This window comes from Achromobacter sp. B7 (assembly GCF_003600685.1).
Lineage (GTDB): Bacteria > Pseudomonadota > Gammaproteobacteria > Burkholderiales > Burkholderiaceae_B > Achromobacter > Achromobacter spanius_B.
This window is the reverse complement of the sequence record NZ_CP032084.1, coordinates 5,999,987-6,021,601: the sequence shown is the minus strand read 5'-3', so window position 1 is coordinate 6,021,601 and position 21,615 is coordinate 5,999,987. Positions and strand designations below refer to the sequence as shown.

At 59.1% G+C, this 21,615-nt stretch carries 22 protein-coding genes; 7 read left to right on the top strand and 15 right to left on the bottom strand.

Going from position 1 to position 21,615, the window contains the following annotated elements:
• The first annotated feature begins 34 nt into the window (after positions 1-34).
• The 3 genes from DVB37_RS27245 to DVB37_RS27235 are packed head-to-tail and all read left to right on the top strand — an operon-like array spanning position 35 to position 1,693.
• Entirely contained in the window at positions 35-307 is a 273-nt protein-coding gene (locus DVB37_RS27245) for a YbeD family protein (RefSeq protein ID WP_006216435.1), read from the top strand.
• A 19-nt stretch (positions 308-326) separates the two neighbouring features.
• On the top strand, positions 327-977 hold the full coding sequence (gene lipB / locus DVB37_RS27240) for a lipoyl(octanoyl) transferase LipB (protein WP_120157282.1): 651 nt from the start codon (positions 327-329) through the stop codon (positions 975-977).
• A complete protein-coding gene (locus tag DVB37_RS27235) occupies positions 974-1,693 on the top strand; it encodes a tetratricopeptide repeat protein (RefSeq protein WP_120157281.1) in 720 nt (239 codons plus the stop codon). The genes lipB and DVB37_RS27235 overlap by 4 nt, the downstream gene beginning before the upstream one ends.
• A 140-nt stretch (positions 1,694-1,833) precedes the next feature.
• On the opposite strand, the gene DVB37_RS27230 is transcribed toward DVB37_RS27235, so the two are convergent.
• On the bottom strand, positions 1,834-2,646 hold the full coding sequence (locus DVB37_RS27230; protein ID WP_120157280.1) for a LacI family DNA-binding transcriptional regulator: 813 nt from the start codon (positions 2,644-2,646) through the stop codon (positions 1,834-1,836).
• A 215-nt stretch (positions 2,647-2,861) separates the two neighbouring features.
• Between DVB37_RS27230 and lipA the strand changes: the two genes are divergently transcribed.
• The 4 genes from lipA (at position 2,862) to DVB37_RS27210 (ending at position 7,268) form a co-directional block, all read left to right on the top strand.
• Entirely contained in the window at positions 2,862-3,872 is a 1,011-nt protein-coding gene (lipA, locus tag DVB37_RS27225) for a lipoyl synthase (RefSeq protein WP_046802961.1), read from the top strand.
• Between the two features lie 237 nt (positions 3,873-4,109).
• Positions 4,110-5,108 carry a glycosyltransferase family 2 protein gene (locus DVB37_RS27220; RefSeq protein ID WP_120157669.1) on the top strand — a complete coding sequence of 333 codons (999 nt, stop codon included), beginning with the start codon at positions 4,110-4,112 and terminating at the stop codon, positions 5,106-5,108.
• Positions 5,105-5,443 (top strand): 4-amino-4-deoxy-L-arabinose-phospho-UDP flippase, encoded by a 339-nt coding sequence (locus tag DVB37_RS27215; protein ID WP_120157279.1) that lies wholly within the window; start codon positions 5,105-5,107, stop codon positions 5,441-5,443. The genes DVB37_RS27220 and DVB37_RS27215 overlap by 4 nt, the downstream gene beginning before the upstream one ends.
• Positions 5,444-5,468: 25 nt before the next feature.
• Complete coding sequence (locus DVB37_RS27210; RefSeq protein WP_240434188.1) at positions 5,469-7,268, top strand: DUF2142 domain-containing protein; 1,800 nt, start codon at positions 5,469-5,471, stop codon at positions 7,266-7,268.
• Positions 7,269-7,331: 63 nt separating this feature from the next.
• On the opposite strand, the gene DVB37_RS27205 is transcribed toward DVB37_RS27210, so the two are convergent.
• The 14 genes from DVB37_RS27205 to DVB37_RS27140 all read right to left on the bottom strand — a co-directional run bounded on the left by DVB37_RS27205 (position 7,332) and on the right by DVB37_RS27140 (position 21,615).
• Positions 7,332-8,063: an NTP transferase domain-containing protein gene (locus DVB37_RS27205; RefSeq protein ID WP_120157277.1), complete on the bottom strand. Its 732-nt coding sequence runs from the start codon at positions 8,061-8,063 to the stop codon at positions 7,332-7,334.
• Complete coding sequence (locus DVB37_RS27200; RefSeq protein WP_120157276.1) at positions 8,060-8,659, bottom strand: gamma-glutamyl-gamma-aminobutyrate hydrolase family protein; 600 nt, start codon at positions 8,657-8,659, stop codon at positions 8,060-8,062. Before DVB37_RS27200 ends, DVB37_RS27205 begins: the two co-directional genes overlap by 4 nt.
• Positions 8,649-11,063, bottom strand: a complete 2,415-nt coding sequence (locus tag DVB37_RS27195; RefSeq protein WP_120157275.1) for a PEP/pyruvate-binding domain-containing protein — start codon at positions 11,061-11,063, stop codon at positions 8,649-8,651. The genes DVB37_RS27200 and DVB37_RS27195 overlap by 11 nt, the downstream gene beginning before the upstream one ends.
• Positions 11,056-11,787: a formyltransferase family protein gene (locus DVB37_RS27190; protein WP_120157274.1), complete on the bottom strand. Its 732-nt coding sequence runs from the start codon at positions 11,785-11,787 to the stop codon at positions 11,056-11,058. Before DVB37_RS27190 ends, DVB37_RS27195 begins: the two co-directional genes overlap by 8 nt.
• On the bottom strand, positions 11,784-12,071 hold the full coding sequence (locus DVB37_RS27185) for a hypothetical protein (RefSeq protein WP_162941295.1): 288 nt from the start codon (positions 12,069-12,071) through the stop codon (positions 11,784-11,786). Before DVB37_RS27185 ends, DVB37_RS27190 begins: the two co-directional genes overlap by 4 nt.
• A 290-nt stretch (positions 12,072-12,361) precedes the next feature.
• Positions 12,362-12,880, bottom strand: a complete 519-nt coding sequence (locus tag DVB37_RS27180; protein WP_120157272.1) for an adenylyl-sulfate kinase — start codon at positions 12,878-12,880, stop codon at positions 12,362-12,364.
• Positions 12,874-14,265, bottom strand: a complete 1,392-nt coding sequence (locus DVB37_RS27175) for a CDP-glycerol glycerophosphotransferase family protein (protein ID WP_120157271.1) — start codon at positions 14,263-14,265, stop codon at positions 12,874-12,876. Before DVB37_RS27175 ends, DVB37_RS27180 begins: the two co-directional genes overlap by 7 nt.
• A 184-nt stretch (positions 14,266-14,449) precedes the next feature.
• Positions 14,450-15,403: a glycosyltransferase gene (locus tag DVB37_RS27170; RefSeq protein WP_120157270.1), complete on the bottom strand. Its 954-nt coding sequence runs from the start codon at positions 15,401-15,403 to the stop codon at positions 14,450-14,452.
• Positions 15,404-15,412: 9 nt separating this feature from the next.
• Positions 15,413-16,513 (bottom strand): DegT/DnrJ/EryC1/StrS aminotransferase family protein, encoded by a 1,101-nt coding sequence (locus DVB37_RS27165; protein WP_205571596.1) that lies wholly within the window; start codon positions 16,511-16,513, stop codon positions 15,413-15,415.
• On the bottom strand, positions 16,510-16,950 hold the full coding sequence (locus tag DVB37_RS27160; protein ID WP_120157269.1) for an FdtA/QdtA family cupin domain-containing protein: 441 nt from the start codon (positions 16,948-16,950) through the stop codon (positions 16,510-16,512). The genes DVB37_RS27165 and DVB37_RS27160 overlap by 4 nt, the downstream gene beginning before the upstream one ends.
• A 50-nt stretch (positions 16,951-17,000) precedes the next feature.
• Positions 17,001-18,836, bottom strand: coding sequence for a DUF563 domain-containing protein (locus DVB37_RS27155; RefSeq protein WP_120157268.1), 1,836 nt, complete (start codon positions 18,834-18,836; stop codon positions 17,001-17,003).
• A 47-nt stretch (positions 18,837-18,883) separates the two neighbouring features.
• Entirely contained in the window at positions 18,884-19,627 is a 744-nt protein-coding gene (locus DVB37_RS27150) for an ABC transporter ATP-binding protein (RefSeq protein WP_120157267.1), read from the bottom strand.
• Positions 19,628-19,652: 25 nt separating this feature from the next.
• Positions 19,653-20,444 (bottom strand): ABC transporter permease, encoded by a 792-nt coding sequence (locus tag DVB37_RS27145; protein ID WP_120157266.1) that lies wholly within the window; start codon positions 20,442-20,444, stop codon positions 19,653-19,655.
• An 85-nt stretch (positions 20,445-20,529) separates the two neighbouring features.
• Positions 20,530-21,615, bottom strand: a complete 1,086-nt coding sequence (locus DVB37_RS27140; protein ID WP_120157265.1) for a rhamnan synthesis F family protein — start codon at positions 21,613-21,615, stop codon at positions 20,530-20,532.

The window sequence follows — 21,615 nt, the reverse complement described above, 5'->3', positions numbered from 1 at the left end:
CATTCAGGGGCAACCACCTCTCTAGGTAACTCTCATGCATATTCCGCCCGAAGAATCGCTTATCGAATATCCCAGCGACTTTCCCATCAAGGTCATGGGCAAGCAGCATCCCGAATTTGCCCAGACGCTGACTGACGTCGTGTTGCAGTTCGACCCGGGCTTTGACGCCGCCACGGTCGAGATGCGTCCCAGCAAGGGCGGCAACTACATGGGCCTGACGTTCATCGTGCGCGCCACCTCGCGCGAACAGTTGGACAACCTGTATAAGGCGCTGCACGGCCATCCGATGGTGTCGATCGTTCTGTAATCGTGCAATCGGAATCGCCGTGATCAAGTGGCTCGCGCGGCCGGCGGACTACCTGCCGGTCTGGCAGGACATGCAGGCGTACACCGCGCTGCGCGGCGCCGATACGCCCGACGAAATCTGGCTTTGCGAGCACGCGCCGGTCTACACGCTGGGCCAGGCCGGTCTGCCGCAACATGTGCTGAACCCCGGCAACATCCCCATCGTCCATTGCGATCGTGGCGGCCAAGTGACTTATCACGGGCCCGGGCAAATCATGGCCTATGCGCTGTTCGACCTGCGCCGCGTGGACATGTACGTGAAGGAATACGTCACCTTGCTTGAGGGCGCGGTGATCGACACGCTTGCCCAGCATGGCGTGAATGGCGCCTGTCGCAAGCCCGGCGCACCAGGTGTGTATGTGCCTGATCCTGACCTGGGCCCCGACAGTGGCGAGCTTGCCAAGATTGCCGCGCTGGGCATCAAGATCCGCAACGGCCGCGCCTATCATGGTGTGTCGCTGAACGTGGACATGGACCTGGCGCCTTTCCTGGGCATCAACCCCTGCGGCTACGAAGGCCTGCGCACTGTCGACATGGCGACCTGTGGCGCGCATCGCTCGCCCACCGACGTGGGCAACGCGCTGGCGCAAAATCTGGCGGACGCCTGGCGCCGTAGAAGGAGCACGATTTGAAGACTTACACCGCCGCCGATGTCGCCGCCACCACGCCGGAACAATTGGCCCAGCTGCGCGAAGGGCCGCCGGAATCCTATGCCGCATGGATCGGCGCGGCGGCTGACATGGGGATGGTCGAAGCGCAGACCATCTACGGCCAGATGCTGCTGGACGGCGTGGGCGTGGCGCGCCAGCCCGACGCCGCGCTGGCCTGGTTCAAGCGCGCCGCCAATGCCGACCATCCGATGGCTATCAACATGGTGGGCCGCTGCTACGAAAACGGTTGGGGCGTGGCGGCGGACGACACCGTCGCGGCGTACTGGTTCCGGCTGGCCGCCGACCGTGGCCTGGACTGGGGCATGTACAACTACGCGCACATGCTGCGCGCCGGCCGGGGCGGCGTCACGCAAAACAAGGCGGCGGCACTGGCCTTGTACCAACAAGCCGCGCAAGGCGGCCATGTGAAATCGATTGGCGTGGTGGGTCGGTTCTATGAAGCGGGCGAGGTGGTCGAGCAGGACATTGACCGCGCTTTCGATTGCTATCAGCGCTGCGCCGAGGGCGGTGATTTCCGAGGCATGTTCCATCTGGGGCGCTTGCTGCTGCTGCGCGGCAAGAAGCAGGAAGCCGTTCAATGGCTGGTCCGCGTGCCTGAAGCCGCCACGCCGGGGTTCTTGAAGGAAGCCAACGCCATGCTGGAAGACGCGGGCTTTCCGGCGTTGTACGAGGTCTGAAGGGTCTGGGGTTTCTGCTGGCGTGAAGGTGTCGACAGACTATCGGCTTGCCGCGTTGTTTGCAGGCCGAAAAGGTAGGGCGGTATCGCAGCGGTATAGCACCGGTATAGCAGCGGTATAGCGCCCAGCGCCGCGCTTTTCTACGTGCTTAGCCGAGCTTCGAACGTCACTTCCAAGGTCTGATGCTGGCCGGCAGCCAGTTCGCCCTGTAGTCGATCAAGCAACACCTGCGCTGCCCGGCGGCCCAGGTCCGCCGCGTTTATGCCCAGCGTCGTCAGGCCTTGCGCCCATTGCGCCGCACTGCCGTCATCCGTGAAACCCAGCACCGCCACATCCTGCGGCACGTGCAGGTCGCGGTTGTGCGCCTCGGACACCGCGGCCGCCGCCAGCAGATCCGACGTGCAAAACACCGCGTCAAATATCGTATTGGTGGCCAGCAGCCGCAAAAACGCCATCCGCCCGTCGTTCATTTGCAGCACTTCGGGCTGCACGATGTCCGCAACCCGATCCAGCCCCAGCGCCGCCGCCGCGCTGATAAACCCCTGGCGTCGCGCGCGTTCCCAAGCGTTGTCCCCGCTGATGCAGGCGACCAGCGCATGCCGCTTTTCCGCCAGATGGCGCGCGGCCATGCGACCGGCCTCTTCGTTGTCGATCACAACGGCCGTATCCAGCGGGTGCGCCGAGGCACTCCACGTTTCCACCACCGGAATTTCCATCGCGGCCAGGCCGGCGCGAAGATTGGGCTCGTCCAGCGGGCCCATGACCAGCGCCGCGGCCGGCTGCAAGGCGGCCAACTGCGGCAACATGGCGGCGTCGTGCCACGGCCCCGCCGCCAGGAAATAGCCTTCGCCCGCCAGCCGCTCCGCGCAAGCTTGAACGGCACGACCGACAGGGCCGGTATCCAGGCGGGGGGCGATCAGGGCAACAAGGCGGGGCGGGGAAATAAGGGACATGGAGAAGGGCTTAGGGGGAATTCAGCGAAATTGCCAGGCAAGACGATAACTCAGCCTGCAAGGCGCGATGTGGACAAGCAGCCGGCTGGGCCAGGGCAAAGCGGCGGGCGGGTTGGTGCAACAGGCGGCGGTGGAGGCGTGAGGCGGCGGCGGGGGTAAAATGCCATTTTTGTCTTAAACCGGGCCGTCCTGCGCGCCGGTTGCGAAGGTGCCCAATGTCTACGCTTGCCGAGTCCGCTGTTCCCCCGAACGAATCCGCCGCCGCTCCCGCCACCACGGAAGCCGTCTACGATCCGACGCAAAAGCAGAAGTCGCAAGCCAAGACGGCGCGCATCCCCATCAAGATCGTGCCGGCCGAGCGCCTGAAAAAGCCCGAGTGGATTCGCGTGAAAGCCGCCGCGCCCGGCTCGCGCTTCTACGACATCAAGCGCATTCTGCGCGAGCACAACCTGCACACGGTCTGCGAAGAAGCGTCTTGCCCGAACATCGGCGAATGCTTCGGCAAGGGCACCGCCACGTTCATGATCATGGGCGACAAGTGCACCCGCCGCTGCCCGTTCTGTGATGTGGGCCATGGCCGCCCCGACCCGCTGGACACCAAAGAACCCGAAAACCTGGCGCGCACCATCGCCGCGTTGAAGCTGTCGTACGTCGTCATCACCTCGGTGGACCGCGACGATCTGCGCGACGGCGGCGCCGGCCACTTCGTGGACTGCATCACCCACATCCGCGAACTGTCGCCCACCACCCGCATCGAAGTGCTGGTCCCCGACTTCCGCGGCCGCCTGGACCGCGCGTTGACCATCCTGAATGCCGGCCCCCCGGATGTGATGAACCACAACCTGGAAACCGTGCCGCGTCTGTACAAGCAGGCGCGTCCGGGTTCGGACTACATGCACTCGTTGAAGCTGCTGGCCGAATTCAAGAAGCTGCATCCGGAAGTGCCGACCAAGTCAGGGCTGATGCTGGGGTTGGGCGAAACGGATGAAGAGATCTTGCAGGTGATGCGCGATATGCGTGAGCACAACGTGGATATGCTGACGATCGGCCAATATTTGCAGCCGTCGGAGCATCATCTGCCGGTGCTGCGGTATGTGCACCCGGATACGTTCAAGATGTTTGAGCGTGAAGCGTACGCGATGGGGTTTTCCCATGCGGCGGTGGGGGCGATGGTGCGGTCTTCGTATCATGCGGATGAACAGGCGCATGCGGCTGGGGTGAATTGATCCCTATAGAGGATTCTCCCAGAACAAGGGTGGGATGCGCTGCGTCTTGCCCTTGTTTCATTTCAAATTTCGCCAGCACCACTTGCCACGGTCGCGTCTATGCGAGCGGGCAGGCCTACTAAGTTAGAATCCGCACTGATTTTCTGATGCGCGACGCATATCGCCGCGCGCCAGGTCGTTCGCGACATCCAGTTTTAAAGACATTGAGTATTCACTCCTGAAATGATAAGCCCGGTCATGCAAATTTCGGTGCCTCAAGTTGCCGTTGTCATCCCCAGTTATAAGGTGTGCACGCATATCCTCGGGGTTATTGACGCCGTCGGCCCAGAGGTTGACCGTATCTACGTAGTAGACGACTGCTGTCCTGATGCGTCCGGCGCGTTTGTCGAAAAGCACTGCGAGGATCCGCGCGTGCGTGTGCTTCGCAATCCTGTGAATCGCGGCGTGGGTGGGGCCGTTTTAATGGGATACCAGGCTGGGCTTGATGAAGGCATGGAAATCATTGTCAAGATCGATGGCGACGGGCAGATGGACCCTGCGTTGATACCAGAGTTTATTGCCCCGATTCAGGCGGGCGAGGCGGATTACGCGAAGGGAAACCGCTTCTTCGATTTGGAGAAGATTCGGGAAATGCCGAAGATTCGTTCATTCGGCAATGCCATCCTGTCCTTCATGACCAAATTGTCATCCGGATACTGGGATTTGTTCGACCCGACTAACGGCTACACGGCAATACATCGCGATGTCGTTATGCACCTGCCGTTTGAGAAAATCAGTAATCGCTATTTCTTCGAGACTGATATGTTGTTTCGATTGAATACGTTGCGAGCCGTTGTGGTGGATGTTCCTATGGACGCGAAGTATGGCGATGAAGTTAGTAATCTGAAGATCTCCAGAATCATCGGCGAATTTGCCGCCAAGCACTTTCGAAATTTCTGGAAGCGAGTTTTCTATAACTATTACCTTCGTGATATGTCACTCGCGTCTTTCGAGCTGCCCCTAGGGTTGATTATGTTGGCTTGGGGGCTGGGGTATGGGCTGCTGAATTGGAATGTCAACCCAGGTGTCTCGGCGCCCGCCGGCACCGTCATGTTGGCCGCATTGCCGGTAATTCTCGGCGTACAGTTCATATTGGCGTTTATCGGGTATGACATTGCGTCGGTCCCCAAACGTCCATTCCACCGTCGTAACAGGGCTGCCGCAGAAAAGACGGATAAAAAACTGGAGTTGAAATGACCATCCTGGTAGCTATTATCTGTGTCATTGGCATTGCGGTCGGGCAAATTCTATTCAAGCTGAGCGCCCAGTCGCTGCAAAAGACGGGCACTTTTTTCGACATAGGAACGCTTGCTCTCCTCTTTTCGGCCTTCGCCCTTTATGGGTTCACCACCATAGCGTGGGTGTGGGTGCTGCAAAAGGCGGAACTTGGCCGCGTTTATCCCTTGATGGCCATGGCGTTTGTCCTGGTGCCGATTGGCAGCTATTTCTTTCTGGGCGAACGGTTCAATCCGCAGTATTTTGTTGGCGTTGCATTGATAGCCGCCGGTATCGTCATTGCAGTCAGGTCCTGAGATGACATTCGGAGTAGGTGCAGTGATGTTGGAATCGGCGACCAGGAAAAGCTTGGGGACTTGGCAGCATTGGGTGGTCGCGCTGTTTGTGTTGGTCTGCATCGTTTTCGCGAAAGTCATTCCCCCGATGCAGTCACCTGATGAGTTCGACCACGTCAAACGAGCATATCTGCTTGGCAAGGGCGTCCTCTTGCTTGAGCCATCTGCCGAACATGGTTCCGGCGGTCAAATCGACACAGGACTCCTTTCGTATTTCGGGGCATATGGCATGTTGCCATACCAATCCGTACGCAAGCTGTCGCAAGAAGAGGCGTTTACCGCCGATGGCATAAGTTGGAGTGGAAAGACGGAATTCAGCGCAACCCCTGGGACCGGCTACTACATGCCGCTTATTTATGCTCCCCAGGCAATCGGATTAACGGCGGGGGAGATGGCCGGTCTCACCATCGCTGACTCGTACGACCTTGCGCGCGTCTTCAATATCGTATGTGGCGCACTGCTTCTCCTTGCTGCGTTTCGGCTTTACCCAACCAATCCGTGGGTTCTGGGTTTGCTCATTCTGCCGATGAGCCTGTTCCAGTTTGCATCTGCCACCATCGACGGTCTATCGCTCAGTTTGACGATTTTTTCTGTGTCGGCATTTCTGCGTATCGCTCGGGACCGTGCCAAAACGCCGACGTGGTTGCTGCTCACGCTGGCAATGTCACTTGTAGCGCTGATTTCAAGCCGGGTTCATATGCTCCCCATGGTTACCTTGCTGTTTGCAGCAGGTTTCTATTCCAAGCGTCGTGCGGCTTTCGGGCTTTTCGTGTTGGCACTGGCCGTGATCGGCGCATGGCTTTATCTGGCGATCAGTACGACGCTCGACAAGCGCGTAACGATCGGGGCGGGACCAGGGGAAGTCATTGGTTTTTATCTGCAAGACCCGCTGCAGTTTGCGAGGGTACTGCGCGCTACATTGGCTGACCAAGACCTGATGCGCTTTTATGGTCATTCGTTCCTGGGCGCGCTTGGGTGGCTGGATACTTATTTTTCCGGCCGCGTGTACAAGGTAATCGGCATAGCATTTTCCTCCGTGGCGCTTTTTTCTTTGTCATGGAAGAGCATTCGGCAAGACTGGATAGCAAGAGGGCTGTTGCTTGCATGCGCGGGTGCAGCGGTCCTGTTGACGTTTATTGCCCTGCTCATTACATGGAACAAGCACCCTGCAGCCCAGATTTTGGGAGTACAAGGGCGATATTTCGCATTGCCCATGGTGCTGGTTGCTTATGCTCTCGCAGCAGGCATTGGCTCGTTTCAGGGTTTCGCTCGAAAGATTGCCGTAACCGGTTTGCTGGTTCTGTTTTACATTTCCGTTACGTCAACGTTGCCATTGCTGCTGACCCGCTATTACCAGACCTTTAATCCGATCGACCCCGTTACTGCTTCAGTTCGAGCGACGCCCCAGCTCGGACCGGAGACTCCAATCGCAATAGAAATGAGCCAACGTCACCTCAATGAGCCACGTGAACTTGTTGGTTTGGGAATTGACTTCGGAACGTATGCGCGAGAAAACCGAGGAACTGGTGAATTGCACCTGCAGTCAGCGACCGGGCAGACGGTACGGCAATCATTCGATCTCGCCACGCTGCAAGATAATCAATATGCCGAGATCTACTTTCAGCCCGGGGTGTACACCAACGGTAGGATTGTTTCGGTGGAGGGCGGTGGTGTCAGCGTGTGGGAGGCACAAATGTCCAACGGATATCTAAATTCCTGCTTGGTGTACATCTATGCCGACGGGAAGAAGAAATTCACCGAGGGCTGCCCAATTCCCGGCCATTGACCTGGATCGACGTAAAAAGGGATTGGCTCCTGTGCAGGGCGGCCCTCCCCGAGGAGCGCGGGACTACGGCCGAAGTGGGGCAGACTCGTAAACGGCCAGATCTTCCTGTGAGTCTACTTCGCCCCAAGTACCGCTATAGGGCACAGCGTGAATAGCTATGCCACCCGTTCGAATAAGGTGCTGCAGGGCGCCAGTCATATGCATCTGGTTGCGCTCGTCCCTCGGCAGCGCGGCACGCATATTGTCCAAGGCGTGCCAGCTTTCGGGAGTAAAGCGCAATAGCCCCATGTACTGCCCCTGTACTTCACCCACAGTGAGGGGCTTTTCGCCGATTTCCAATAGCGTCCCATCTGGGGCCAATCTGAAGGTTTCCGCGTCGGAGAGCGGATCGCTGAAGCGTGCGCCCCACAAAGACAGCCAATCGGGATCGTAAGTCAGCGCCAAGGCGCCGTCGTAATGAATGAGCGATCGGACCGCCTGGGCTTCGTAGAAGATGTCCGAATAGCTGACGATGCACGGGCCGTCCTGCAACCACCGCCGGGCGCACGCCAGGGACGAAACCATGTTCGTATGGCTCCAATCGGCATTGTGGAACTCGTGCAGACCGCGATCGGCCAGGGCCTCGCGACGATACCCGGTCACAATGCCAATTTCGTCGACGCCGCCCTCGCGCAATGCCGCCAGCTGTCTGTCCAGCAAAGCAATGCCCTTCAATTTGGTCAGACACTTCGGTTGGTCTGCCGTCATGTCGCCCATGCGGCTGCCGCGTCCCGCCGCGAGGATGATGGCTTTCATTCAAATATCCTTTGCAGACGTTGCGCGTCCAGCTGGTCGATCAAGGTTTCACGCTCGGGGTGCCACATCCAGCCTTCCCAGCGCAGGGTGCCATGTGCAACGGCCTCTAGCACACCGTCGGGGGCATTCGCCAGGGGCCGGAAGCCCATTGGGCAACGGTCCGGCGCCCACGCATGAAAGCTGTTGACCTCTCCGCTGCGTTCACCAGACAGGACGTGCCGCGTGCGCACATGACCTTGCACAGGGACCAGTTCGGCGCCGGCCCGCATGCACATCAATTGCATGCCGCGGCAGATGCCCAGCACAGGCGCGTCATGCCGCTCAGCCCATTCCAGTAGCTCCAGTTCCGTCTCGTCACGCACATGCGAATGTCCGATGTCGTCACCACCGCTCAGGATCAGGCCATTCAGTTCCCATTGCGCGCAGAACACGGACACCGCTTGGGCGCCCAGATTCGGAATGGGCAGCCAGCGCGTGCCTGGCAGTGCCTGCGCCATGAAGCCGGCCCACTGTTGGGATAGGGCGTCTCGCGGCTCCGCGTAGCCGGTGGCCTGCACGACTCGCATGGAGATGCCGATTCTTCGGTCACTTTTCATGAAGCGCTCGCAGAATTTTCTCGGCGCAGTTGAGTTCTGCCGTACCTGCGGCGACCAGCCGCGAATAGAGTTGATCGCCACAGCCGATGGCCGCGGGCAAGCCGAACTCTGCGCAACGGATCGCCATGTGTGAGTTGGCGCCGCCGAAGCGCGTGATCAGCGCAGCGGGTCGCTGGGTGAAGATCCAGTCAAATCCCGGATCCGCGTTCTCGATACAGATGATCCTGCCTTCGATATCGGCCTGCGCCGACATCTTGGCCGTCACCTCGACGATTGTGCCCGACGCTACGCCGGTTCCGACGAAGTTGGGAACGCTACGATTCAACGTCGCCACGTAGATATCCGGGACGCCAGCGATAATGTGGGCCAGTTTGAACGCGTGCGCGGATTCCAATTGAAGACGGGCGTTTGCGGCCACGACCTGATAGTGCCGGTCGAGGTAGTCCATCGGCGGTTGCGTGAGGCAGTTCTGGATGGAGTTCCACTCCAGGTAGGCAAGGTCGTCGCGCGATAATCCGACCTGTTCGCCCCAGGAAATCAGAAGCGATAGTGCGTCCGAGAGCACCTTGGTGAACGTGAACTTGACGGATTCGCGAGCAGCGATCGCGGTGCGCGCATAGGTCAGCAACTGATCCGCGTCCAACACGTCCAGCCCACTTTCCTGCAGAAGGGCGTTCAGGGCTGCGCGCTCCTGCTCGTCAAGCTGAAATTCATGCACATTGACTTCGTGCAGCGTGGGGACTTCGTTCAGGAACAAGTCGTCGCGTTCGTCATAACGCAGTGACGTGATCTCGTAGGTGCCTGGGCGCAAGTGGCCGAAGCGGCTCAGGAACTCCTCGCGTGACAGTGTTCCAAGGCAGACTTGGGCATACTCGCGGACGATGTTGGCGGTGACAGTGTGGATGCTGCGCTTGAACGCCTCAAGACGTGTCGACGTCAGCGCGCCGCGGCGGACTGCCGAACGCATCAGGCTTTCTGCGATGAACGCGTGGCGGGCCGAGATGGCGAAGGGCAGCACTCCTTGCTGACGACAGGTGCTTAGCAAGCGGCTAGCGCTTGCGAGCGCGATGCGCGCGGACGGGTCCCGCAGCGTCGGCGTGCCGCTGCGTGCCAGGCGTTCTGCGGTGTCGAGAGCTTGCGTCAACGTGGACGCTGGCCCAGGTGTGATAGCTTGCCTTGTCAGTGCTTGCAAGGCCGAGCGGAACTGCTGTAGTTCGGCGGTGTCCAGCACGGAGGGGTAGCGTTCCGTGAAGTCCTCATCGAAGCAAAAATCCAGACAGGTGGGCACGACATCGAATTCGACCTTGTCATGAAATTCTGGGTTTTCTTTCAGCCTGGTGAGCCAAGCGTTCACCAACTTCGCGCCGATGTCGTCGCTGACGTCGGCGGGCAGAAATGAGTTGAAGCTCAGGCGGACATCAATATAGGGATGCCCATTGATCTGTACCATCAGCTCCGCGTCATGTAGGCGTCGGTAGCCCATCACGGCGCGAGCTTCGTGCCATGTCGAGCGCGTGATCATCTCACGGTATAGAGACGCCGACAACGGCCTCGGAGTTGTCCCGATAAGCTCGGCTGGATTCCAGTCTGGCATGACGGCAAGCACGGTCGTGTCGCCCACAATGCCCGCTTGGGGCAGCGAACAGTCCCGGACGAATTCCTCAACGAAAGCCAACTGCCGCTCGACGCGGCGCTCCGTTACCGGGTGCCATTGCCCAGCCATCGACATTCGTCTGACCTGGAACAGATAAAGTTGCCCCTCGCGGCTCAGGCCAAACTCGATATCCAGCGCGGCGCATTGGCACAGTGTTTCCAGTTCGCGCGCGAGTTCCAGAAAGCGTGCGACGCGGGATGACCGAAGGTACTCTGGTGCGGCATCGCGGTAAACGAAGAGGCCCTTATTGATGGCGCTGCCACCCGTGACTGTATCCGTGCGCCCGCTCTCGTCGTCGAAGTCGATGCAGTAGTAGGGCGTACCGTGAACCATGTCATAGGTCATGATGACGCCGTTGACGGCGACATCGCTAATCATCGGTTGCACCAGGACCTGGTCACGCGGATCGCCCGTCATGGAATGCGCTACCCGATCAATAGCGTCTGCTACGGCCTCCGGCGACGAGCCATCCACGTCCAGCAAGCTGAGGAACGCACCGGCCATCGAATGGCGGGCGCCATCTTCGATCAACGCGCTGCTGCGCACGGCCAGGGTCGCGCCGGTGAACTTTTCCAGCACCCGGGCGACGACGGCATCGCGACTGACGTTCCACTCTTTCAATGAAAAGAATAGGAAGTCGGGCACGCGGGCATGCTGCAGCAACGCTTGCAGCCGCTGGAGTGTTTCTGCCTTCGTGCCGAATGCGAAGACGGCGCGCTGACCGGCGAGGGGTGTTTGGCGTTCAACCATCTTCGGAGGGCTGTGGAGCGAGAGAGAGCAAGGCCAAGTGCTTTAGCACAGGATGAATGACATAGTAGGGGCTGGTGTCGGGTCCGACTTGCTGGCGTTCGCCAGAAAGCTCGCCCGACGCGGCGTAATCCTTCAGTACGTGCGCGAGCAGGTCTGCTCGTATGGCGGCGTCGTAAACGCTGTCCACGTCGATACCGGCGGGGGGCTTGGGATACTCGCGGCGCGCCACTACGGGGCCTGTGTCGATATGCTTGTCCAGCAACAGGGCGGATACCGCCGGTGGATCGCCATTGAGCAGCGCGTAATACAACGTTGTGCTTCCCCGGTAGGCAGGAAGCCATCCCGAATGCATGTGCAGGAAGACAGGACCCAACGCCAACAAGTGATCCGAAACGATCTGCCCGCCATAGCCTGAGTAGATGACGACGTCCGTTTGCGCGGCCGTCATGGCTGCCGCCACTTCGGAGCTGTTGACGTCACGGGTATCGAGCTCCACGACAGGGATGCCGGTGCGGGCGCAAGTGGCGGTGACGGATTCTTCCAGGTCGGGCAATATCAATCCGGGCATGTCTGGTTGCGGCCTGGCTTGCCTGGACGACACATTCTCCGGAGGCGCGAGCAAGATGACCGAGGCCGGCAGCAGATCGCGGGCAACCAGCGTCTGGATATAAGCTTGCGATCTGGCCGTATGCGCGGCCAACAGTAATACCCTGTTGAGTCTCATGCCGCCCTCTCGTCCAGCGCCCGGCGCAAGGCGTCAACGTGACTTCGCTCTGAGCGCACCAGCGTTTGCAGGTTTTCTATCTGCTCGGAGCTCAGCGCAGGCATGTAGGCAGTCAGCGTATCCAGGCACTTCAACAGGCCGTTCAGATATTGCAGCCCGCGGGTCACGCCATAGGCCTCATCAAGTGCTTGCGCAAACTGCACGTACAAGTCCAGGTCGTTGTAGTCCTGCAGGTCGGCGGGACGCCAATTGGTGTTGTATTCGCCGTGGATTCGCTTAGTCACTTCGAATCGTTGCAACACATGATTTAGCGACGCAAGGGCTTGTCCGCGTGCGTCTCCTGCGAGTCCGCTTCGCACTCTGCTCAGCAGCAGCTCCGTTGGCCTAGGGGGCAACAGCTTGCCGGCCCGAGGGGCGGCGACGGCAGTATCTGCAGACGGTTGCAACAATGCGTCGCGATGGCGGCTCCAGGCCGCCAAGAAGTCGGCGCCATGAAAAGCGGTGTACGAGTATGTGTTGCGTGCATCCAGCAGGGCGCCGGTCGCGTAAGGGTAATGCACGGGGAGCGGGGATGTCATCGTGCGCCTGCCTGTTCCAATGTGCGGCGCGCCAACGCGACGATGTCCGGGCAATCGCCAGACGAGGAGATGATCAGATCGGCACTCGTGGGACGTGGAAAGGGAATGTCGACGCCAACGACGTTATGTTGTGTCCCAGCGCTGGCGGCGCGATACAACCCTTTGGTGTCACGCAACTTCAGTGCGTCCATGTTGGCGTCCATGAATATCTCGAAGTACCGGCTGAAGCGACTGCGGTTGGCCTCGCGCATGTCGGGGAACAGGGACAGGATGCAGCACACGACGTTGATGCCTTGGCGATCCAGCAGCTCGCATAGCGCGACTAGGCGTTCGGCGTTGGTGCGCCGACCGGCGACGGTGTAGGCGTCGTTATTGCGGTCATGCGCGAAGACTTCGCGTACTTCGTCACCGTCGAGCAGCACCGTATTTGCTTGTACGCTTCTCCACTGCCGCGCCATTTCGCGGCCCAGTGTCGTCTTGCCCGATCCGGATAACCCAACTAGCCAAATCACCATGTGGTGCTCCTGTCTGGGAGCAGCTTGTCCAGGTTAAGTAGCGCCTGCGCCGCGACTTGTGCGGAAAAGCCGTAATGAGGAGCAAAGTACAGGCTACGCAGCGTGCGTCGGGCATGTTGCTGGGTACTCCAGACGGCGTCGTCCGACAATAGCGAGGCCAGGGCTCCCTCTTCCGCGGTGACGTTAATCAGTTGCTTGCGGATGGACACGTCCGGCGAGTCATCGCCTGTCAGGGCATCATCCGCTGCCCCCGGCACGTCCAGCAATACCATGCGCTTGTCGGCGTAAATGCCCGCCATCGGCGGGCCGCCGTAGTCGAACAACATGTAGTCCGCCAATTGGTACAGCGGCAGATTATCTTCAGAGTTGGAGATGATCCGGGTAAAGTTCAGCTGCCGCAGCTTATCAATTCGGTCGGGCTCTGCAACTGGAGTCAGTGGGTGTACCTTCACGATGACGTTATAGCGGCTCGTCAATGCGCTGATCTCGGCATCGAAGTGCCCCAGCGAGGTGAGGGCGCCCTGAGTTGGCAGCCAGACGACGGTCGGTTTGGCGGGGTCGCAGCCCTGTGCCCTGGCCAATGCCTCACGGTCAACGACGTCATTGAAATAACGGTCGAAACGCGGATAACCCATCTGCACGATGGCCGCATCGCATGCATGCGAAAAATTGATTGCGTGATAGGGACCAAAACACAGGATGATGTCGTACAGCTGGTTCCAACGGGAAAGATTCCACCGGGATTTTCCGGCGGCATACATGAAGCGGATATTGGTTTCAGCAAGGCGCTTGATCAGCGGTTCGCCGAAATCCGATACAGGATGGTTGGAGACCAGATAGCGGTAGGCCTTGCCTTCATCAAGCACCGCCTGCGTGGGCGCGACACCGCAATCCCAACGCGCCAGATCGGCCGCCTGGGGCAGCTCGCCTTCGCCGTGCAGCAGTACATCGAAGCTGCCCTTGGGCATCAAGTCCCAGATGCAACCGTAGTGATTGAGCAGTTCTTTCGAATGCACCAGGAAGGCGATGCGTTCAATCACGTTGGCGTCTGTGCGGCGCTGTGTGGACGCCCGGGGGGGGCGAGCATGAAACAGGTTCGCGTGTCGCCCAAATAACTCACGGGTGTCTGCGGCGATGCGATTGGCCAGCACGTCTAACGCAACGTTCTGCTGCTGGGGCAGGCGCGAGATGTCTGCCTGCATCGCCGCGATCTGATCTTGGGCTTGCGCTCCACGTTGATCCGCTGCGCGTAGCTGAATCGTCATGTCGTCCAATTGGCCCGTTAGCTGGTTCAGCCGCAAGTCCAGCTTTTCAAGCCTGTGGGTCGTTTGTCCGAGACCCAGAAGTTTGTCTCGAAGCACACGAAGGGGTTGCAATGCATTCATAAGGCGTCGGCGGTAAAAGTTGCCTCGGCTGCGGCTGCAGCCAGCGCCGGTGCGGATAACCAGGCCAGCAACTCTTGCCAGCCCTTTTTTTGCGGAGTATAGCGCGACCGTAATGCAGTCATTCAGTTGGAAGGTGCGGTTGAGGACCGGGCGATGATTCCGTGGTGCGCACAGGCGCGCCGCATCAATGCTGCTCTTGGCCCGCTGTGTAGATAAAACGGAACAGGTCGACCCCGCCGTGCATCGAGGAGGCTTCGGTGGGATCGTCCAACAAGGAAATTGCGCGATCAATCCCCGCCAAGCGAACTTCCTCACGCGAGTGCGCCAGCAGGAGCGTGCTTTGCTCGAAGGGCGACAAGGGCTGCTCCGGGCTCACGACGGGCAGCAGTAACCCAGGAAATAGTGGCCGGATGACTTCGGGCTTCGCAAGCCGCAGCGCGCGTTTAAGGACAACCGGAATTTCAGCGCGGCTGGCGAAATCACGTTGATTTGTCGACAGGTTGCCGACGTGCCGACGATATTTCACGACCCGATGGTCGAACAAACCGACGCGGTAACCCAGGCCGGCGGCGCGCAACCAATAATCGTAGTCTTGCAGTTGGATCAGCCCTTCATGGAATGGACCCACTGCATCAGCGACGGTGCGGCGCATGGCGGCCGAAGGGGCGCAAAAGTAGTTGTCGTCGAAATACAGGCTTGCGAACACAGACTTGTGCCGGCGAGGCTGGAAGAACACGGGGTACCCCGAATCATCCAGTGTCTTGCCTTCCTGGTCGATCAGAGTCGGTCGGGAAAAGACGATGTCCCATTTCCCCGACGAGAGTATTTCAACCTGGTGCGCAAGGCGATCGGGGGTGGAAACGTCGTCGCCGCCCATGAGAGCGACGAACTCCCCCTCAGCGACGCGCAGTGCGGCATTGGATGCCGCGCTGGGCCCCCTGTTGGCCTGGCGGATTAGCGTAATGCGTTCGCCGAACTGGCGTGATATCAAAGCGGCGGTTCCGTCCGTCGAGCCATCGTCAACGACGATGGTCTGGATGTGCGGATAGCGTTGCGACAAAACACTTTCGACGGCTTGCACCGCAAGCTCTCCCTGATTGAACACAGGGATGATCACCGAGACGAGAGGGGCGTTCATGAATGCCGTTCAGCCCATGAACTTCTTGATGAGCACGATGACTTCATCCACTTCAGCGAAGGGCATCTGCGGCCAGATGGGCAACGACAGAGTTTGGGCTGCCGCTTGGTTGGCCAATGGCAAACTGTCGGCCGGAATCTTCAAATCGGCGTAGGCGCCTTGCTGATGCGGAGCGATCGGATAGTGGATGAGGCAGGTGACGCCCTGTTGATTTAGATAGGCGGCCAGCTCGTTGCGCTTGCTGGTGCGGATCACATACAGGTGATAGACCGAAGTTGCGCCGTCGACCGATTTGGGCGTTTGCAGATCGGCAATTCCTTGCAGGCCGGCGGTGTAGCGGTCCGCAATCGCGCGGCGGCGTTCGTTGCCGTGATCCAGCACTGGAAGCTTCAGGCGCAGGATTGCCGCCTGCAGTTCGTCCAGGCGGGAATTCACGCCCGCAACTTCGTGTACGTACTTCTTGGTCGAGCCGTAATTGCGCAAGCGGCGCATGTCGTCGGCCAGCGCATCGTCGTTGGTGACAATCGCACCGCCGTCGCCCAACGCCCCCAGGTTTTTGCTGGGGTAGAAGCTGAAACCTGCTGCATGCCCGAGGGAGCCCGCGCGCTTGCCCTTGTAGTAGGCGCCATGCGCTTGCGCGGCATCTTCCAGGACGAAGAGGTCGAACTCTTTGGCCACTGCGTTGATGTCATCCATGTCGGCCGGCGAGCCGTACAAGTGCACTGGCATGATGGCCTTGGTACGAGGCGTCACGTGGCTGCGCAACAGCGAGGCGTCGATGCCGTAGGTGTTGATGTCGATCTCAACCGGGACGGGGCTGGCGCCGGTCATGGACACCGCGAGCCAACTGGCGATAAATGTCTGCGACGGTACCAGGACTTCGTCGCCGGGCCCAATGCCGCGCGCGCGCAGCGCCAGCGCCAGCGCATCCAGTCCGTTGCCCACGCCGATGCAGTGCTTCACGCCGCAATAGGCGGCGAACTCTTCCTCGAAAGCCTTGAGCTCGGCGCCCATAATGATGCTGCCGCTTTCCAGTACACGCTTGAAGGCGTCATGCAGGCCTGTGCCCAGTTCCGCGTGGCCGGCGTTGATATCAAAAAAAGAGATCATGATGGATTTTTCTCGGCGACAACTTTCAGGAAGTCCGCATAACTGCGAATATAGTCGGATTCTTGGTAATGCATCGATGCCAGCACCAGGCAAACCGCACCAGAGGAGAAGTTATTCAATTCGCGCCAGACCAGCGATTTCATCAGTACACCCTGAAAAGGGCGATTGCATGTGATGGTTCGTTTTTCGTAGCCATTATCCAGAAGCAGGTCGAAACTGCCCGAGATGCCGATGATCAGCTGTTGAAGGTTGTGGTGCGCATGCCCGGCTCGCATTTCGCCGCTGGGAACGTCGTAGAGGTAGTAGACGCGCTGAATATCGAACGGAACGTGTTTGTTCGCCTCGACGAACGTGAGGTTGCCCCGAGGATCCGATATCTTCGTAAGATCGATGAGCTGGATTGCGTCATCAAGCGACTGCGAGGGTTTATAAATCATGTCGTGTCTCTTGTTTCTATAGCATCAGTTTTGTGTTGCTACGCTAAGGCCTAGATTAGATCGAGAACGTGCTGGACGTTGATCGAATAATCGTCATGCACGCTGTACTTGTCGTTGCGGACATAAGCTCGGGGGCCGATAACGCAGGTCACGTCGGCTTTTGAAACCCTGCCCAGCAGTTCCCATAAATAGAGCTGGTGACTGGGGTGGTCGGATGCCAGCACAATGACCTGCGTGCCGGGCTCGACCCAGACTAAATTGGTTAATTGTGCACCTGTCGGGGCGATTATGACTTCCGCCTCCCGGAAAATCGTAATCTGAGTCTGAACGTCCAAGCCGTCGGTGCGCATGATCTCGAAACCGCGCGCCGCGAGTGCCGCTTCCAATTCCTGCTGGTTCGTCAACTGGCGTATACCGCCGCTGCGTCCCGCATAAATCTTACGCTTGCGCAGCACGGCCCTCGTCGAAGGGACAAATGCCTTGCAACGTGCGACGGCGGTTCGGATGCGGGGAACGTCCAGGCACGACCAACGGCCGGATTCACCCGCCTCGTAGGAGTCCACCACGGACGTCACATCCGACGGAATATATAACGCGCCAACCCGATACATGGTGTCGGACTCGACGGGAAGAATCGGTCGACCCGACGTGTTGGCCATACTCAGCAGCTTCGCCATATTCTCGTGCAGGTCGCGTTCCACAATATACGGCACATCCGCTGGCAGCTCTGCTTCTTCTGCCAGGATCATTCTGGGCAGTGTCTCCGCCACAAAGTGAAAATAATTGTTGGAATACTCGTGCATGACATCGATCCCCGTGTCGACCCAGTTGGCGGGTTTCAACTGGAAATTCAACATCAGATTACCGCCTGAAGTCTGAGCGGCGCGGTGATACTTGAGTGCTGCGTCCTTCACATTTTGGAACGCTGCTGCCTCGTCATGGCGGATTTTTTCTCCGGCCACGAGATACCGGGTACCGCCTAGCGCCAAAGCGTCATGCAGCAACGCGACATAGGGCAAGCCAGGATAAGGCGCCAGCTTCTCAGTGATGCCTTCTGCACTGCGTTCCGGTGCGAGGTAGACCAGTTCCGCGCCATCGGGTTTGTCGATCATGTCCCGGATACTGCCGACAGGCAGCTCCAGCGTGGCGCGAATGCAATCCGTCGACACGATCGGCGCGGCCAAGCCCTTGGCAAGCGCGACTGCAGATTGAAAATCATACGGGCCACGCACCGCCGTGCGATTCTCGCGCGCACCCGTCGTCAAATAATGCTCGAATGCTGTTCCCGACCATTGCGCCACGTCCGGGTTGCACATAACGTACCAACTCGGGTCAAAGGACGGCCCAGGCTGATATCCTGCGCGTTCGCCCACCAAGACGAAATGGCTCAGAGGATCACGGGCATAGCTCTGTACTTCCGGATATCTGGCTTGATACCACTCCGTATCAAAGTATGGGTTGGGATTGCAGTTTGTGCGGGCGCCGGTTTGCAGAAAGTGTGCGAGTGCTCCGCCTTGCGTGAAATTCGCTGCCGGATACTTGCTTGTGTACCACGTCGCATCGAAATACGCGCTAGGGCTGCGGCCTTCTTTTGCACCCGACTCGACATAGTGTAACAGCGGGTTCAGGCCCGCATTCGCAACGTCAGGGTATTGCCGCAGATACCAGTTGGTGTTGAAGAGCGGATGGGGGTTCAAATTCTGTGCGACGCCGTTGGCCAGATAATGCGCGAGCGCATCCTCCACCGTGTCGAGCTTCGGCGCCTGGGTGCGATACCAATCGGTATCGAAAAAATCGGCAATGGTCGGGCCCTTCGGCTTGTCCGTCAGCTTATTCACAAAGCCGCGGGCAATCCTCTTTAGTTTTCGCGTTAATGGCATGTTCATCTAGACGATGCTTGAGCGCCGAGGCGCGTGGGTCCTTGTTGAACGGATCAATAGCCGAAATAGGCCTGGGTGACTTCGTGCGGCGAGCCGTCCATCTTGATGCGTCCGTGCTCAAGCCATAGCACGCGATTGCACGTGTGGCAGATCAGATCCTTGGAATGGCTTGCGATGACCAAAATGCTGGTAGAAGCAACGAGTTCATTTAGGCGTTGCTCAGCCCGGGCCTTGAAACCTTCATCGCCGACCGACAGCCATTCATCCATCAACAGGATTTCTGGACGGATGACCGTAGACACAGAAAATGCCAGCCGCAAGTGCATACCCGCGGAATAGGTGCGGATGGGCATGTCTATAAAGTCGCCGAGTTCGGAAAACTCGATGATCTCTTCGACCCTCTCCTTGATCGACGCGCGATCCAGGCCGAGCAGCGCACCGCGCAGGAAAATATTCTCGCGGCCAGTGGATTCGGCATCGATACCAAAACCGATGTCGATCAGCGAACCAATTTCACCGTCAATCTTCGCCGTGCCGCTGGAAGGAGCATACACGCCGCTGAGCACACGCAGCAACGTGCTCTTGCCCGCGCCGTTGTGGCCTAGCAGGCCGACACGGTCACCGTGGTTCAGATTGAAGCTCAGATTCTCCAAAGCTCGGATGACCACGCGACCCGATTGGTCTGCGCTGATCTGACCGCCGGTCGCGACCTGGAAAAGGCGCTTCTTCAACGATCTTGCACTGGCGTTGTAGATAGGAAAGTCGACACATACCTGGTCGAAATTGATAGTTGCCATGGTAGCCAGAATCTGTAAAAAGAGCTTAAAGCCAGTAGGCGATGCGGCGGCGATAACGGCCGTAGAGCATCAGCGTGACCAGCCAGCCGATTACTGCGAGCGCCAGCGACGCCAGCCAGTTTTGAGCATCAGGTGCGTGACCGAGCAGGGGGTCGCGAACTATTTCCAGCAGGTGATAGAACGGATTCAATGTCAGCATGTAGGTGCCGGCTCGTTGGGGCAACAGGCTGGGCAACCACATGATCGGTGTCAGGTAGAAAATTACCTGCATCAGACTGGAAATGATCTGCGGAATATCACGATAGCGGGCACAGAGCACGCCAAGTAGCAGGGATATCCACGTTAGGTTCAAAAGCAGCAGTATGAATCCCGGAATGGCGAGGAAGGCGTCCCACGTAACGGGCTTGCCGACCGCGATCAATACCAGCGGGAAGATCACGATGTTGTGCGCCAAAATGATCATGTTGCGCCACAGCTGGCGAAACACGTGCACGGTAAGAGGAATGGGTAACTGCTTGATCACGGCATCGGCGGCGATGAAGCTTGTGCAGCCCTCGGTGATGACCGTCGAGATGAATCCCCACAGGATTAGCCCGATGGCCAAAAATGGCAGAAACTCTTCGGTGGGCGACTTGAAGATCTGACCGAATACGATACCGATCGTGCCGATCATGACCCCCATGCTGATCGTCAGCCAGAAGGGGCCGAGCGACGAACGCCGGTAGCGTTGGCGCACATCCTGCCAGCCAAGGGTGCCGACAAGAGAGTAACGCTTCAGTGCCGTGGCGATGTCTGTGAGGGCGTTGGCTATGAACATTTTGCGGTTAAAGACTTAATAGACGCGTTAACGGGTCGATAGGGGAACCGGGCAAACATCGAGGGCGGGCAGCGCGGCAAGACTGTCATGGGCGGCCCGACAGCAAAGGTCGGTGAACCCTCTTCAGGCCTGGTGGCAAGTCCGCTGGCGCGTTTACGGGAATCAAGGTGTCGGGCAATGGATACCGGTCTCTCAACGCGACCTTCGCCCATTGGTAGCCACTGGCTTCCACGGCATACAGGAAGGCGCGTTCAACAGCGTGAGCTAGAGTGCCGTCGATTTGTCCCGCTTCATCATCGAAATCCCCGAAGCGGAGATTCAGATCGCGTAGGGTCCGCAATGCATCGGTCCGGCACCAGAACATCGAACCCGTCGGAAACTCCAGATAGATTCCCTCGTGGATCTCCACGCCCATCTTGCGCAGCAACGCACGGCAGGAAGCGAAATTCGCGCCCCAGCCGAGGATGGGACGCAGATAGAACAGGTGCTGCGGGAAGACCATGCCGACACGATCGTGCTTGAGCAGTTCGAAGATGGAAGCCACGATTTGGGGCGAACCCAGCAAGTGCTCGTACAGATAGTGGCGCCAGTCGGCAAGCGGCGTGCCGCCGTGCGGGGACTTCTTGGTGTGCAGGCTCAGGGCCAGATCGTAACGATCGTAGACATCGGCGAACCCGTACAATTTTGGCGCAATATCGCGGCCGCGGTTTTCAAAAACCCGGACTTCGACCGAACCCTTGTCGTAGCCAGCAAAGGCCGCCGTGATTTCTTGAAGCTTTTCTTCCGAGGTAGTTGAAATGTACAGATCCAACCGGCCGGGAACATTCGCCAGGTAACCGCGCATTTCGCCGCATAGTTCGGGGTAAAAGGCATGGATGATGGCGCACGCCCGGCGCTCATCCCGCTCAGCAGGCCGCGCGAACGGAATTTCGAACGCGAAATCGTCATTGTCCTTGGGACGGTTACCACGACTGGCGGCTGCGGCTGCGGCTGCGGCTGCGGCAGCCGCTGCCGTAGCGGTGTCGCGTGCCGACAATGCCTGTTTTATACCCCGCAGGCCGCTGCTGCGGAACAGACGCACTGCCTTGGTAGCCGCCGGCAGAACGCCGCCCTCGGAAGCAGCCAAACTGCGGGCGCGCCGCAACGCGGATAGGTACTTGCTGAACGCCAT

Coding starts and splice junctions, on each gene's coding strand:
- DVB37_RS27245 (WP_006216435.1), top strand. CDS start 35: ATGCATATTCCGCCCGAAGAATCGCTTATCGAATATCCCAGCGACTTT.
- DVB37_RS27230 (WP_120157280.1), bottom strand. CDS start 2,646: ATGTCCCTTATTTCCCCGCCCCGCCTTGTTGCCCTGATCGCCCCCCGC.
- lipA (WP_046802961.1), top strand. CDS start 2,862: ATGTCTACGCTTGCCGAGTCCGCTGTTCCCCCGAACGAATCCGCCGCC.
- DVB37_RS27220 (WP_120157669.1), top strand. CDS start 4,110: ATGCAAATTTCGGTGCCTCAAGTTGCCGTTGTCATCCCCAGTTATAAG.
- DVB37_RS27215 (WP_120157279.1), top strand. CDS start 5,105: ATGACCATCCTGGTAGCTATTATCTGTGTCATTGGCATTGCGGTCGGG.
- DVB37_RS27210 (WP_240434188.1), top strand. CDS start 5,469: ATGTTGGAATCGGCGACCAGGAAAAGCTTGGGGACTTGGCAGCATTGG.
- DVB37_RS27205 (WP_120157277.1), bottom strand. CDS start 8,063: ATGAAAGCCATCATCCTCGCGGCGGGACGCGGCAGCCGCATGGGCGAC.
- DVB37_RS27200 (WP_120157276.1), bottom strand. CDS start 8,659: ATGAAAAGTGACCGAAGAATCGGCATCTCCATGCGAGTCGTGCAGGCC.
- DVB37_RS27195 (WP_120157275.1), bottom strand. CDS start 11,063: ATGGTTGAACGCCAAACACCCCTCGCCGGTCAGCGCGCCGTCTTCGCA.
- DVB37_RS27190 (WP_120157274.1), bottom strand. CDS start 11,787: ATGAGACTCAACAGGGTATTACTGTTGGCCGCGCATACGGCCAGATCG.
- DVB37_RS27180 (WP_120157272.1), bottom strand. CDS start 12,880: ATGGTGATTTGGCTAGTTGGGTTATCCGGATCGGGCAAGACGACACTG.
- DVB37_RS27175 (WP_120157271.1), bottom strand. CDS start 14,265: ATGAATGCATTGCAACCCCTTCGTGTGCTTCGAGACAAACTTCTGGGT.
- DVB37_RS27170 (WP_120157270.1), bottom strand. CDS start 15,403: ATGAACGCCCCTCTCGTCTCGGTGATCATCCCTGTGTTCAATCAGGGA.
- DVB37_RS27165 (WP_205571596.1), bottom strand. CDS start 16,513: ATGATCTCTTTTTTTGATATCAACGCCGGCCACGCGGAACTGGGCACA.
- DVB37_RS27160 (WP_120157269.1), bottom strand. CDS start 16,950: ATGATTTATAAACCCTCGCAGTCGCTTGATGACGCAATCCAGCTCATC.
- DVB37_RS27155 (WP_120157268.1), bottom strand. CDS start 18,836: ATGAACATGCCATTAACGCGAAAACTAAAGAGGATTGCCCGCGGCTTT.
- DVB37_RS27150 (WP_120157267.1), bottom strand. CDS start 19,627: ATGGCAACTATCAATTTCGACCAGGTATGTGTCGACTTTCCTATCTAC.
- DVB37_RS27145 (WP_120157266.1), bottom strand. CDS start 20,444: ATGTTCATAGCCAACGCCCTCACAGACATCGCCACGGCACTGAAGCGT.
- DVB37_RS27140 (WP_120157265.1), bottom strand. CDS start 21,615: ATGGCGTTCAGCAAGTACCTATCCGCGTTGCGGCGCGCCCGCAGTTTG.